Below are 12,438 nucleotides of genomic sequence, written 5' to 3'. Positions count from 1 at the left end.
CGGTTCGGGATGAGGTCGGTGGGCAACCGGTGCAGTGATATGACTGCAATGGAATTCTTGCCCGTTCTTTTCATGGTCGCCGGAGTCGTTCTGGTGGTCGGGGTGACGTTGTTCGTTTCCTCGCTGCTGCGCCCATCCAATCCCTACCCCGCCAAGAATATGCCCTATGAATGCGGCATGGATGCAGCGGGCGAGGCGGCGGCGGGCCGCTTCAGGGTGCCGTTCTTTATCCTCGCGATCCTGCTGGTCGTTTTCGATGTCGAAGCGATGTTCCTCTTTCCCTGGGCCGTCGTCCTGAAAGAGATCGGGCTGGTCGGCTATATCGAGATGATCGTCTTCATGGTGCTGCTTCTCGTGGGCTTCGCCTACGCCTGGCTGAAAGGAGCGCTGGAATGGGAGGCGTAAACAACGCGATCCGCGACAGCGTGCTGTTCACCACGGCTGACAGCATCATCAGTTGGAGCCGGAGATCGGCGCTGTGGCCGGAGACCTTCGGCATTGCCTGCTGCGCCATCGAGATGATCTCGGCCGGTTGCGCCCGCTACGATCTCGACCGGTTCGGCGTGGTGTTCCGCCCTTCGCCGAGACAATCCGACGTCATGATCATCGCCGGCACCGTGACCCGGAAATTCGCGCCCGTCGTGCGGCGGCTCTATGACCAGATGCCGGAACCGCGCTGGGTGATCGCCATGGGCACCTGCGCTATTTCGGGCGGGGTCTACAACACCTATGCCGTGGTGCAGGGATCGGAAACCTTCGTGCCCGTCGATGTGCATGTGCCTGGCTGTCCGCCCCGGCCCGAGGCGCTGATGCACGGCTTCCTCCTGCTTCAAGAAAAGATCAAGAGATCCCGGGCGCTCGCCGGCACACCTCTGGATCGGGTCATAGCGTCATGAGTGCGCAGCCCTCCCTCAATCGCGCTCCGATCATGGAGCGCTTCGGAGAAACAATCGAGGACCTCGGCACTGCGCACGGTATCGACGCCTTTGCCGTTCCGCCCGGAGGGATCGTCGAGTTCTGCCGGTTCCTGAAAGAGCATCCGGCGCTGCAATTCAACTTCCTCTCGGACATTTGCGGGGTTGATCACTATCCCGAAATGCCGCGGTTCGAGGCGGTCTACCATCTTTATTCGCTGCCCAACAGGTGGCGGGTCCGCATCAAGTGCCGGCTTGGCGATCCTCCTGAAGTGCCTTCGGTCACGGGGGTCTGGCGCACCGCCAACTGGCATGAGCGTGAGGCCTGGGACATGTATGGCATCCGGTTCCAGGGACATCCCGATCTGCGCCGGATCTACATGTGGGAAGGCTTCGAGGGCTTTCCCCAGCGCAAGGATTTCCCCTTAAGGGGCTATAAGGACCAGTTGAACCCCTTCGGTGCCGAAGGTCCGCCGCCAACGCAGCCCGACCTTGCCACCAGGGACATTCCGTAAGGAGGCCGTTCTACGCCGGAACGTTGAGATGACCGAAGTCACCGAGCTCAGCAGGCCTGAGGGCGAAGCGCTCAATACCAGGGAAGTGCTTCTCAACCTCGGTCCGCAGCACCCCAGCACGCATGGGGTTCTTCGGCTCGTCCTCCAACTGGACGGCGAGTTCGTCGAGCGCGTCGATCCGCATATCGGCTACCTTCATCGCGGCACCGAAAAACTGGCGGAGAGCTTCACCTATACCCAGATTTTCCCGCTGACGGACCGGCTCGACTATCTCTGTCCGCCCTCGAACAACCTGGCCTTCGCGCTGGCGGTGGAGAAACTCCTCGGCATAGAAGCACCGATCCGAGCGCAATATATCCGCGTGATGATGGCCGAGCTGGCACGGATCTCCGGTCACCTCCTGATCACCGGCGCGCTGCCGATGGATCTCGGCGCCATGACCGCGCTGCTTTACGTCATGCGCGAGCGCGAAATGATCATGGACCTCCTGGAAATGATCACCGGTGCGCGCATGCACACGTCCTTCTGCCGGGTCGGCGGGGTGCGCGAGGACCTGCTTGACGGGTTCTTCCCGAAGATCCGGGAGTTTTGCGACATCTTCCCGAACCGGATCCGCGACTATGAGCGACTGCTCGAAGATAACCGGGTGTTTCTCAATCGCACGAAGGGGATCGGCGTGATCTCTGCCGAAGATGCTGTCGATCTCGGCCTCAGCGGCCCGAACCTGCGTGCTTCCGGTGTCGACTGGGACATCCGGCGCGATGAGCCCTACGAGATCTACGACCGGCTCGATTTCAACGTCATCACCCGTAACGAGGGCGATTGCTATGCACGCTGGCGATGCCGCGTCGACGAGATGCGCGAAAGCATGAGGATCATCGAACAATGCATCGACCAGATGCCTGAGGGCCCGTTCCAGATCGACAATCCGACAATCGCCTTCCCGCTCAACAAGGATCGGGTGCACTGCTCGATGGAGGCGCTGATCCAGCATTTCGACCTGTCTGCCTACGGCTTCAAGGTGCCGAAGGGCGAGGTCTATTCAGCGATCGAGGCGCCAAAGGGCGAGCTTGGCTTCTACATCATCAGCGACGGGTCGCCAAAACCGTTCCGCATGAAGGTGCGGGCACCCTCGTTCGTCAATCTTCAGGCTCTCTTCGGGGTCACCAACGCCCGCTATCTGGCGGACATGATCGCCGTGCTCGGCAGCCTCGACCCTGTGATGGCGGAGGTGGACAAGTAGCAAGGATTTGAATGCGATGACCATGCGCGAAAAGATCCAAGAGGCGGCGGCGCGCTATCCCGACCAGCGTTCTGCGATCATGCCCGCGCTGCTGATCGCGCAGGAAGAACATGGCCATCTGCCTGGGCCGGTGTTGGAAGAGGTCGCCGACATTCTCAAGGTCGAGCGGATCTGGGTCTACGAGTTGGCGACTTTCTACACCCTTTTCCACACCGAGCCGGTGGGGATGTTCCACCTGCAGCTCTGTAACAATGTTTCCTGCATGCTGTGCGGATCAGAGGAGCTGCTAAACCACCTGGAAACGGTGCTGGGGATCAGGAAAGGCGACACCACCCCGGACGGGCTGTTCACGCTTTCGACCGTCGAATGCCTCGGCGCCTGCGAGATGGCTCCGGTGATGCAAGTCGGCGACGATTACCACGCCAACCTTGATGTGGCGCGGATAAACGCACTGTTGGGCAGCCTGCGGGCGACAGTGGGAGCGCCGAGCGTCGAGCACGCCTCCGCGCGGCTGCCGGGGGAGTAGCGCCATGTTCGAGCCGGTTCTTCTCAAAAATGTCGATGTGGCCGACAGTCATTTGGTGTCGACCTACGAGGCTGGCGGCGGCTACCAGGCGCTGGAAAAGGCGCTGCGCGCGTACACGCCTGACGAGGTTGTCGACCTCGTCAAACGGTCCAACCTGCGCGGTCGCGGCGGTGCCGGATTCCCAACGGGCATGAAATGGGGTTTCGTGCCGAAGCGCACCGGCAAGCCGACATATCTGTGCTGCAACGCCGATGAGGGCGAGCCAGGCACGTTCAAGGACCGGATCATCATGGAGCGCGACCCGCATCAACTGATCGAGGGGCTGGCGGTCAGTGCATATGCGATTGGGGCAGAAACCGCCTATGTCTACATTCGCGGAGAATATGTGACGGCGACCCGTCGTCTGGAGCAGGCGATCGCCGAGGCACACGCAAAGGGCTATCTCGGAAAGCGCATTCTGGGCTCCGATTTCAATTTCGCCGTACATATCCACTGCGGCGCCGGCGCCTATATCTGCGGCGAGGAGACTGCGATGCTCGAGTCGCTCGAGGGCAAGCGGGCGCAACCGCGATTGAAGCCGCCATTTCCGGCCGTGGCCGGGCTCTACGCCAGCCCGACCGTGATCAACAATGTCGAGACGCTCGCTTGCGTGCCGCATATCGTCATACGGGGGTCGGACTGGTTTCGGGGCATCGGCCCGGACAAGAGCCCCGGCCCGAAGCTCTACTGCCTCAGTGGACAGGTGCGCAAACCCGGCCTCTATGAGTTGCCGATGGGCATACCGCTGCGCGAACTGGTCGAGAACCACGCCGGCGGCGCGCTGCCGGGACGCAGAATCAAGGCGGTGATCCCGGGCGGGGTCTCAGCGCCGGTCATACCGGAGCACGGGCTGGAGGTGAGGATGGATTTCAACTCGCTGGCTGCCGCCGGCTCGATGCTCGGTTCGGCTGGCGTTATCGTCATCGACAACTCGACCTGCATGGTCAAGGTCGCCACCCGGATCATCGAATTCTTCCATCATGAGTCCTGCGGCAAGTGCACGCCATGCCGGGAAGGATTGAACTGGGTCGTGAAGGTCCTGCGCCGGATCGAGGCCGGCGAAGGTGCGCCCGGTGATCTGGAGCAGCTGGAGATGCTCTGCAAAGGCATTTTCGGCAATACGTTTTGTGCCTTGGGTGACGGGGCGGCGATGGGGTTGCGGGCGGCACTCGGCCATTTTCGCGATGAGTTCGTTGCCCATATCGAGGACCGCAGGTGTCCTTTTCACTGAAGGCGTGTGCTGCGACAGGACTGCGAGGAAGCATGGTTAGCATTACGATCGATGGACAAACGCTGGAAGTTGAGGCTGGCTCGACAGTGCTGCAGGCCGCCCAGCGTTTGGGCATCGATATCCCGACCTTCTGCTATCTGAAGCGTCTGCCGCCGCTGGCCTCCTGCCGCATGTGCCTGGTGGAGATCGAGGGGCAGCGGCGGCTGCAGCCGTCCTGCGCCACCGCCGTCACCGAGGGTATGGTGGTGCGGGCGAACACAGCTCTGATCGAGGAAACGCGCTCTTCCATGCTCGATATGCTGCTCGCCAACCACCCCCTCGATTGTCCGATCTGCGACAAGGGCGGCGAATGCGAGCTTCAGAACATGGTGATGGCCTACGGGCCCCGCGAGAGCCGATTCCGCGATGACAAGCGTGTGTTCCACTCCGAGGACATTCGTCTGAGCCCGGTCATCATCATGAACGTCAACCGCTGCATCCAGTGCCAGCGCTGTGTCCGGATGTGTGAGGAGGTCGTCGGCGCGGTCGCCCTCGGCACAATCGAAAAAGGCATGGATACCGCCGTCACCGGCTTCGAGGGCAGCCTCGCGGCTTGTGACCAGTGCGGCAATTGCGTCGAGGTCTGCCCGGTCGGCGCGCTGATGAGCTTCCCCTATCGCTACAAGGCGCGGCCTTGGGATCTCACTGAGACCGACACGGTCTGCCCGCATTGTGGCACCGGTTGCCAGCTGACGGTGGGCACACGTAAGGGCGAGTTCATGCGGGTGCGCTCGAAATGGGACGAGGGGGTCAACCGCGAAACGCTCTGCGTCCGGGGACGCTTCGGCCTCGATTTCGTCGCGAGCCGGGACCGGATCAAGCGACCGATGATCCGTCGTGATGGCGCCCTGGTTCCGGTTTCCTGGGATGAGGCTGGGGACTACCTGCGCCGGCGGCTATCGGGCGTCGAGGGCAAGGCTGCCGGCGGGCTGGCCTCGCCTCGCCTCCCCAACGAGATGCTCTATCAGTTTCAGAAGCTGATGCGGACGGCATTCCGGACCAACAACATTGATTGCTCGTCACGCTGGTCCACGCCCTTCGAAACGCTCGGCCCGCTACTGGCAGCCTTCAACAGCCGTGCACCGCTGGACGACGTGATCGGCAACGACTGCGTGCTCGTCGTCGGCGGCAATGTCACCGAGGAGAACCCGGTCACCGAATACCTGCTGCGGGATGGCGTGCGGCGGCGGCAGACCGGATTGCTCATGCTCTCGGCGCGGCCATCCCGTCTGGATGCCGATGCCAGGGTGGTGGTTCGCGTGCTGCCGGGCGGAGAAGCGGCGAGCCTTGCGGCAGTGGTGGCCGGTCTCGCAGCGGCTGTTGGTCAGGCCTTGCCGGACGACGTTCTTGCAGGCATCGCCGCGACAATCGGCAAGCCGGCGGCGGAAACCGGCATTGACGGGCCGGATCGTCTGGCCGCGGCGCTCAGGGAAGGCCGTAGCGTCACCCTGCTTGTCAGCGTCGACCTCCTGAGATCACCCGAAGCGCGCGCGACGCTGCAGCAGATCAATAACCTGCTGCAGGTTCTGCGCCTGCTCGGCAAGGGCCTGGCAATGCAGTTCCTCTTCGACCGCGCCAACCAGATGGGCGCCTGGGACATGGGAGTCCTGCCGGCCGCTCTGCCGGGGCTGCGGGCGGTCGCCGACGATGTGGCGCGCACAAGTCTTGCGCGGGACTGGGGCGCCGAAATCCCGCCTGAACCCGGCGCGGATCTCGACGCCATTCTGGAGCTCTGCGTCGGCGGGCGGATGGGCGCCCTCTACATCGTCGGAACCGACCCCCTGATCGCCTATCCCGACAGGGATTTCGTGACGCGCGCGCTTGGCGCCGCCGATCTCCTGATCGTGCAGGACGCCTTCCTCACGGATACGGCGGGCCTTGCCGAGGTCGTCCTGCCTGCGGCAGGTTACGGCGAGGAAACCGGCACGTTCACCAACAACGAGGGCCGGACCCAGACGGTCCGCAAATTCCGCGAACCCGCCTTCGAGGCGCGGAGCAATCTGGCGATCTTCGACTTCGTCGCAGCGCTCCGCAACCAGGCACTGCGGCCGTCGACGCAAGGCGAAATTTTCGACGAGATTGCACGGCTGGTTCCGGCCTATCAGGGATTGAGACAGGACGGGCTTGGCGCCGACGGCGCATTTACCAAGGCGGTGCCGACGCCACCTGTGGCCAGGTTCTTTGCGCCGCCGTCCGTCCCGGCGGAAGCCGACCGGCTCATGTTGATCACCGGCGACTGCCTGTTCCACAACGGATATCTTTCCGAACGGTCGGACATCTTAAACACGGTCGCCAATGATCCCTATGTCGCGATGAGCGCGCAGGATACCGCGCAGCTTGGCCTTTTAGATGGCGATCAGGTCATTGTGCGTTCCGCCCAGGGCGAACTGACGGCGCAGCTCAAGGTCGACAGGCGGTTTCCCAAGGGCCTCGTCTTCGTTCCGGAAAACTATCGAGCCTTGCGTCTCAACGGCTTGATGCGGCGGGGCGAATACCCATGCCCGGTGGAGGTCCACAAGGTGCATGCCACTCTTGAGGTCGACCGCACGAGCCGGATCTGGCGTGGGGTCTGAAGATTTGGGATCGCCGCGCCGCGGGCCACCCGGCAAGCTGCCCTGCCCCAGCGCCTTCACATCAAGTTGGCGACGTCAGTGATACCTGGTCCCGCAGATGTAATCCTGCAGATCCTGCTCTGTGCGCTGCGCTTCGTCGAGCCTGTGTTTAACCACGTCGCCGACACTGACCACACCGACAACGTCGCCTCCATCCATGACCAGCACATGACGCGTACGCCGCTGGGTCATGATCCCCATCGCGACGGGTAGCAAATCCCGTGTCGAACAGGTCGCCACATTGCGGTTCATGACATCCGCGACCGGCATCATCACCGCCTCGGCCCCGTATTCCGCCACCGCATTGCAGCAATCCCGCTCCGATAGCGAACCCAGGTATTCGTCGTTCGATTGGCTGACGACGACGAAGCCGATATTGTTGTCGCGAAACAGCCTCAAGACTTCCACCATCGTCTGATCGGGAGCGACAGCGATGACACCGACACCCTTGTTCTTCATGATTTCGCCGACAAGCATCTGAGCCTCCTGTCTGCGCGCTCCGGCTTGACGGATGGCGCGCGTTCACGTTCGCCGGATATTCCGCCACCAATTGTAGCCCTGCATCTCTTTCGTCTCGACGAGCACGTCCTTCTGTGTATTCAGGCGCGCAGCGACCACGCCGCCGCCGGTTTCAGCCTTGCCCGGCTTGGCGAGCAGGTCGTCGCGCCCGATCACCAGGTCACGCGAGGAAAAACTCGAAAATTCGTACTGCTGGCCAAGCGCGATTGCATCCGCTGGGCAGGCGTCCTCGCACAGCCCGCAGAACAGGCAGCGAGCCGTGTCAATCTCAAATTTTGCCGGGTGCCGGTTGCCCTTCTCGTCCTCGTAGGGAACGACTTCGATACAGTCGCAGGGACAGATCCGCGCGCAGAGTTCGCAGGCCACGCACTTGATCTCGCCCTCTTCATCACGCGTCAGGAAGTGATGCCCGCGATAGCGTGAGTAGGGTAGCCATTTTTCCGTGTCCGGATATTGCATGGTTACGGTTCTGGAGAACAGGTAGCCGAAGGTCAAAGCCAACGCATTCGCCAGATCGGCGAAGAACGCCCAGCCAATCCATGTTCCAACTCTGTCCTGCGCGCGCGACATCGCCGCCTCGCTACGGAGCCGCTACGGCCCCTAAAAGTACACCGGTTATAATTATGTTCGCCATCGACAGAGGAAGCAAGACTTTCCATCCGATCGCCATCAGTTGGTCGTAGCGGTAGCGGGGGAAAGTGAAGCGGACCCAGATAAACACGTAGACGAAGAATGCGACCTTGAGCACAAACCAGAGGAGTGGTGGCAAGGGGATTAGCACACCGTTCCAGCCGCCGAAAAACAGGATCACCACCAGGACCGATACCAGCAACACGATGGCATATTCGCTGACCATGAAAAACGCAAAGCGGATACCGCTGTACTCGGTATGGAAGCCGGCCCCGAGATCTCCCTCCGCTTCCGAAAGATCGAAGGGAATACGCTGCGCTTCGGCCAATCCGGCGACGAAGAACACGAAGAAGCCGACCGGCTGGTAGACGATGTTCCAGACATCGGTCTGGGCCCGCACGATGTCGAGCAGGCTCATGGATTGCGCCAACATGACCACCCCGATCACCGCAAACCCCATCGGAATCTCGTAGCTGATCATCTGCGCGCAGGTCCTGAGGCTGCCGAGGACCGCGTATTTGCTGTTAGCGGCCCAGCCACCGAAGATCACGCCATAGACCTCGATCCCGATCACCGCAAAGACGAAGAGTAACGCCACATTCATGTTGGAGACGTAAAGCGTGATCTCGGCGCCGAGGACCGAGATGCTTTCGCCGAAGGGGATCGCGACGAACACCACAAAGGGCGGGGTGAGCGCCAGGATTGGCGCCAGTTTGAACAGGAAGCGATCGGCCTCGGCCGGGATGTGGTCCTCCTTGGTTAAGAGCTTAATTCCGTCCGCCACCGGCTGCAGCAGCCCGTGCCACCCGACGCGCATCGGCCCCATCCGCTGCTGGATGTGCCCGGCGATCTTGCGTTCCACCCAGGTTAACGGCAACGGCAGCAGCAGCAGGATCGCAATCAGAAACGCGACCTTGAAGACAATCAGGCCAAGGGCGACGATAAGTTCCATGATCCGCGCCACTTATTCATCGGGTTGAAACATGCGACCGGACTTTGGCTCCGGCTATACATCGAGCACTATGCGCAACCGTCGGGCTACATGGTACAACGGCGACACACCGCATACAATGCCATCACAGTTAAGTCGCTGCTGGCTATGATGTGTCCGGCTCAGGATGTTTGAGACAAGTGGTTCGATGCGCGTCTCTGGCTTTGCGCCATTTGCGGACAAAGCGGTGGTTGTACCACCTCGGCGCCGTTACGAGCCGCCGCCGATGCCTAGTTTGCGCCTTTGCCGCCGGCTTTGGTACGAAACGTTTTGGCCATCAGCGTCTGGTCCAGCTGAGGCAGCTTTGTGACCGAGTAGACGAAGTCGACATTGATGGAGCCAAAGGTGACGATCACGACGTATCCTTTTCAGGCCACCTGAACGAAGTGGCCGTCACCGGCTTGTTCGTAGGTGCGCTTCGGCGGCACATAATCTGCAGCGCGGAACGGGCTCTTGATCTCGGCGTCGGAGATCCGTCGCGGCTGCCGGCGTGACGGACCGGCGATCGGCACCGCCGCCATCAGGCGCTTGGTATATTCGTGCTGCGGGTTTTCGAACACAGCCTGGCGCGGGCCGGTCTCGACGATTTCGGCGAGATACGTGACCGCCACCCGATGGCTGATGCGCTCGACCGCCGCCATGTCATGGCTAATGAAGAGATAACCGAGGCCGTATTTTTCCTGCAGGTCGAGCATCAGGTTGATCACCTGCGCCTTCACGGAGACATCGAGCGCGGAAACGGATTCGTCGGCGATCAGAAGCTTTGGCTCCAGCGCGAGCGCACGCGCGATGCAGACGCGCCGGCGCTGGCCGCCGGAAAACTCGTGCGGAAAACGATCCGCCATCGAAGCTGCAAGGCCGACACGTTCCAAGAGATCGCCGACACGTTGGCGGGCTTGCGAAGCCGTCGCGAGGCCATGAGTGACGCGGGGCTGTCCAAAGTCAGACAGCGCCTCAACGCCGCTCGATGGAGGAACAAAAACCGCGCATCGATGTTGTGCTCTTCAAAGGCTTGCATGCTCGGAGGAATAGACAATGCAGAAAACGCTTCAGTTCGTGCTCGTAGGTATGGCGGCCATGTCCGGGCTGACAGTCCTCCCGACGATCGCGTCAACTCAGAATCTGGAACTGCGCGTAGGCCCCGGAGGCATCGGCGTCTACGACCGTGATCAATATGAACGCTACGACCGGCGGCCACGAGGCTGCCCTCCTCGGGAGGCCCTTGACATTGCGCGAGGCGAAGGGCTCCGCAGAGCACAGGTCGTCCGGGTGACACCTCGAAGCATAGTCGTCGAAGGGTTCACCAGACGAGGTCCGGATCGGATGATCTTCGCAAACCGTCGGGGATGCCCCGAAATCTAGCCAGGAGAAATAACTATGATGAGCGGACCTATGAAGGCCCTACTCGGCGTTCTCGCAGTTGCCGGGTACCAGAACAGAGACAAGATCGGCGAATTTCTGCGGGGGCTGCAAGACCGGCAGCGTGACGGAGCGTCAGCCCCGCAACCAAGCGACGATCAGGGAGGCGTCAGGCCCGGCGGCTTTGGAGACCTTCTCGGCGGTCTCACCGCGGGGGGCATCCTCAGCGGGGGACTGGGCGATCTCCTGAAGACCTTCCAGCAAAACGGCCAGGGCGAAAAAGCGGAGTCCTGGGTCAAGCCCGGCCCTAATGCGGAGATCAACGATGGCGAACTCGAGCAAGCGCTGGGCGCCGAGACCTTAGACGAGTTGGCTGCCAAGACAGGGCTCTCTCGAGAAGAAATTCTCGCCCGTTTGAGCCGCGACCTTCCCAAGGCGGTCGACGACCTCACCCCTAATGGCCAAGTCCCCAGTGCCGAGGATAATTTTCTGTCCTCTGCCAGCAACAATACGTCACGAGGACAGACATCGATCTAGTCGGCGTCGATGCCACGTGGAGATGCTCTTGCGCGACAGCAAGCGTCCCTTGGCGACGGCCAGCAGATAGCGCTCGTGGGCAATCGAGAAGAAGCGCAAGGAGCCGATATTCTCTACCGGCCTGAATCGAGCGGCAGACGCTGCTCGATTGGATCGGCGCGGATGTGCATCTGGTCCAGGCGATCCCCCTGCGTCAGACAGAAACGGCGTGACGGCGATCTATCCTCCCGATACCGCCGTCGCGGCACTTTTCGACACTCTTGGCAGCGCCGTGCAACGCGCCTCCAGGAAGGAGTACGATCTTCTTGCGGCAGCGAGTGCGCTGATGTCGACCTATTTCGGGGTGACGGAGATCGCGACGGCGTGGCTTGCAGAGTTGGACTTGCGCAATCGAAGGCCCATTCCTATCTCGCCCCTCTGTTCGAGAGGCTTGCCAGATGCGCAAACGAGGACCCAGACGCGAGCGTTGTCGAACTGAGCCGCGAGTTCGCCACCAAGGGCGGACTGAACGAACAGGTCCTTACGGACTTCCAGACGAAAGGCGGCCAGGCTTCACTCCATGACGCACTTGGCCGGGTGCTTGCCCGCATCCAGGGCCGTCCCTAGAACGTCGGGGGCGTGCAGGCGCTGACGACCTCGCAGGCAGCGGGGCCAACGCATCGAAAGCGATGCGGGCGGCGGCTCTCGAAATAATAGGCGTCACCCGGACCTAGGATTCGTCGCTCATTGTCGACTGTGACCTCGAGTCTTCCCGACAGGACGAGGCCGCCCTCCTCCCCCTCATGCACAAGGGGCACCTTTCCCGTGTCGGCGCCGGGCTGATAGCATTCCTTGAGGATCTGCAGGCTTCGGCCGAACATGCTCTCGCCCACCTGCCTGAAGGAGATGCCGCCCTTGCCGATCTCGACCAGTTCGTCCGCGGCATAGAATGCCTTCCTTGGCTTTTCCGGCTCCAGGGCAAAGAATTCCGCAAGTCCGATGGGAATGCCATCCAGGATCCGCTTCAACGCACCGACCGACGGATTCGAGGCATTCGATTCAATCAGCGAGATCGTCGAGTTCGGCACTCCGGTCCGCTTCGCCAGTTCACGCTGGGAAAGCTTGCGAGCCGTCCGCACATAGCGCAGGCGGTTTCCAAGATCAAACGACATGTATCACCGTTTATGTTGTCCAGAATATCGAAATCTGTAGGTCAGCACTCACGTATATTCAATAGGTTACGGGCACAAAGAAAAGGACTTGTTCGATCGATGAAAATACGGGAGGTCTCTCTGACAGCCAAA

At 61.6% G+C, this 12,438-nt stretch carries 14 protein-coding genes and 3 pseudogenes; 10 read left to right on the top strand and 7 right to left on the bottom strand.

All coding sequences use genetic code 11. From position 1 onward, the window contains the following. Nucleotides 1-39: 39 nt before the first annotated feature. The 7 genes from ACR9ZQ_RS41655 to nuoG are packed head-to-tail and all read left to right on the top strand — an operon-like array spanning nucleotide 40 to nucleotide 7,080. Complete coding sequence (locus ACR9ZQ_RS41655; RefSeq protein ID WP_037071608.1) at nucleotides 40-405, top strand: NADH-quinone oxidoreductase subunit A; 366 nt, start codon at nucleotides 40-42, stop codon at nucleotides 403-405. Then, a complete protein-coding gene (locus ACR9ZQ_RS41650) occupies nucleotides 393-896 on the top strand; it encodes a NuoB/complex I 20 kDa subunit family protein (protein WP_003582024.1) in 504 nt (167 codons plus the stop codon). The genes ACR9ZQ_RS41655 and ACR9ZQ_RS41650 overlap by 13 nt, the downstream gene beginning before the upstream one ends. Next, the gene (locus tag ACR9ZQ_RS41645; RefSeq protein WP_310381055.1) at nucleotides 893-1,429 is read left to right on the top strand and encodes an NADH-quinone oxidoreductase subunit C; all 537 of its coding nucleotides are present in this window, start codon (nucleotides 893-895) and stop codon (nucleotides 1,427-1,429) included. Before ACR9ZQ_RS41650 ends, ACR9ZQ_RS41645 begins: the two co-directional genes overlap by 4 nt. Nucleotides 1,430-1,457: 28 nt before the next feature. Then, the gene (gene nuoD / locus ACR9ZQ_RS41640) at nucleotides 1,458-2,672 is read left to right on the top strand and encodes an NADH dehydrogenase (quinone) subunit D (protein ID WP_481430910.1); all 1,215 of its coding nucleotides are present in this window, start codon (nucleotides 1,458-1,460) and stop codon (nucleotides 2,670-2,672) included. A gap of 16 nt (nucleotides 2,673-2,688) precedes the next feature. Further along, a complete protein-coding gene (gene nuoE, locus ACR9ZQ_RS41635) occupies nucleotides 2,689-3,198 on the top strand; it encodes an NADH-quinone oxidoreductase subunit NuoE (protein ID WP_310381049.1) in 510 nt (169 codons plus the stop codon). A gap of 4 nt (nucleotides 3,199-3,202) precedes the next feature. Beyond that, a complete protein-coding gene (gene nuoF / locus ACR9ZQ_RS41630; protein WP_481430909.1) occupies nucleotides 3,203-4,468 on the top strand; it encodes an NADH-quinone oxidoreductase subunit NuoF in 1,266 nt (421 codons plus the stop codon). A gap of 32 nt (nucleotides 4,469-4,500) precedes the next feature. After that, a complete protein-coding gene (gene nuoG, locus ACR9ZQ_RS41625; protein WP_481430908.1) occupies nucleotides 4,501-7,080 on the top strand; it encodes an NADH-quinone oxidoreductase subunit NuoG in 2,580 nt (859 codons plus the stop codon). Nucleotides 7,081-7,155: 75 nt separating this feature from the next. Here nuoG and ACR9ZQ_RS41620 read toward each other — a convergent pair whose 3' ends face one another. The 5 genes and pseudogenes from ACR9ZQ_RS41620 to ACR9ZQ_RS41600 all read right to left on the bottom strand — a co-directional run. Continuing rightward, a complete protein-coding gene (locus ACR9ZQ_RS41620; protein WP_037108634.1) occupies nucleotides 7,156-7,596 on the bottom strand; it encodes a CBS domain-containing protein in 441 nt (146 codons plus the stop codon). 45 nt (nucleotides 7,597-7,641) lie between these two features. Further along, nucleotides 7,642-8,208: an NADH-quinone oxidoreductase subunit I gene (locus ACR9ZQ_RS41615; protein WP_310381040.1), complete on the bottom strand. Its 567-nt coding sequence runs from the start codon at nucleotides 8,206-8,208 to the stop codon at nucleotides 7,642-7,644. Between the two features lie 10 nt (nucleotides 8,209-8,218). Beyond that, nucleotides 8,219-9,220 carry an NADH-quinone oxidoreductase subunit NuoH gene (gene nuoH, locus ACR9ZQ_RS41610; protein ID WP_310381038.1) on the bottom strand — a complete coding sequence of 334 codons (1,002 nt, stop codon included), beginning with the start codon at nucleotides 9,218-9,220 and terminating at the stop codon, nucleotides 8,219-8,221. Between the two features lie 269 nt (nucleotides 9,221-9,489). Then, nucleotides 9,490-9,615, bottom strand: coding sequence for a hypothetical protein (locus tag ACR9ZQ_RS41605; protein ID WP_481430907.1), 126 nt, complete (start codon nucleotides 9,613-9,615; stop codon nucleotides 9,490-9,492). Nucleotides 9,616-9,627: 12 nt separating this feature from the next. Continuing rightward, nucleotides 9,628-10,194 (bottom strand): annotated as a pseudogene (locus ACR9ZQ_RS41600) (ATP-binding cassette domain-containing protein); the annotation flags it as partial. A 100-nt stretch (nucleotides 10,195-10,294) separates the two neighbouring features. Here ACR9ZQ_RS41600 and ACR9ZQ_RS41595 point away from each other — a divergent pair. Together ACR9ZQ_RS41595 and ACR9ZQ_RS41590 are read left to right on the top strand one after the other, a co-directional pair. Then, entirely contained in the window at nucleotides 10,295-10,621 is a 327-nt protein-coding gene (locus ACR9ZQ_RS41595) for a hypothetical protein (protein ID WP_310381034.1), read from the top strand. Between the two features lie 15 nt (nucleotides 10,622-10,636). Beyond that, the gene (locus ACR9ZQ_RS41590) at nucleotides 10,637-11,155 is read left to right on the top strand and encodes a YidB family protein (RefSeq protein WP_310381031.1); all 519 of its coding nucleotides are present in this window, start codon (nucleotides 10,637-10,639) and stop codon (nucleotides 11,153-11,155) included. 27 nt (nucleotides 11,156-11,182) lie between these two features. On the opposite strand, the pseudogene ACR9ZQ_RS41585 reads toward ACR9ZQ_RS41590, so the two are convergent. Continuing rightward, a pseudogene (locus ACR9ZQ_RS41585) lies at nucleotides 11,183-11,278 on the bottom strand (LysR family transcriptional regulator); the annotation flags it as partial. Between the two features lie 5 nt (nucleotides 11,279-11,283). Between ACR9ZQ_RS41585 and ACR9ZQ_RS41580 the strand changes: the two are divergent. After that, a pseudogene (locus ACR9ZQ_RS41580) lies at nucleotides 11,284-11,761 on the top strand (pyrroline-5-carboxylate reductase); the annotation flags it as partial. Here the strand turns inward: ACR9ZQ_RS41580 and ACR9ZQ_RS41575 are convergent. Then, on the bottom strand, nucleotides 11,758-12,306 hold the full coding sequence (locus ACR9ZQ_RS41575; protein WP_481430906.1) for a cupin domain-containing protein: 549 nt from the start codon (nucleotides 12,304-12,306) through the stop codon (nucleotides 11,758-11,760). The pseudogene ACR9ZQ_RS41580 and the gene ACR9ZQ_RS41575 sit on opposite strands and share 4 nt — an antisense overlap. Nucleotides 12,307-12,438 lie beyond the last annotated feature (132 nt).

Source organism: Rhizobium sp. KNZ14-9A, from assembly GCF_056755015.1.
Note: the sequence above shows the minus strand (reverse complement) of the source record. Positions and strands in the feature narration are given on the sequence as shown.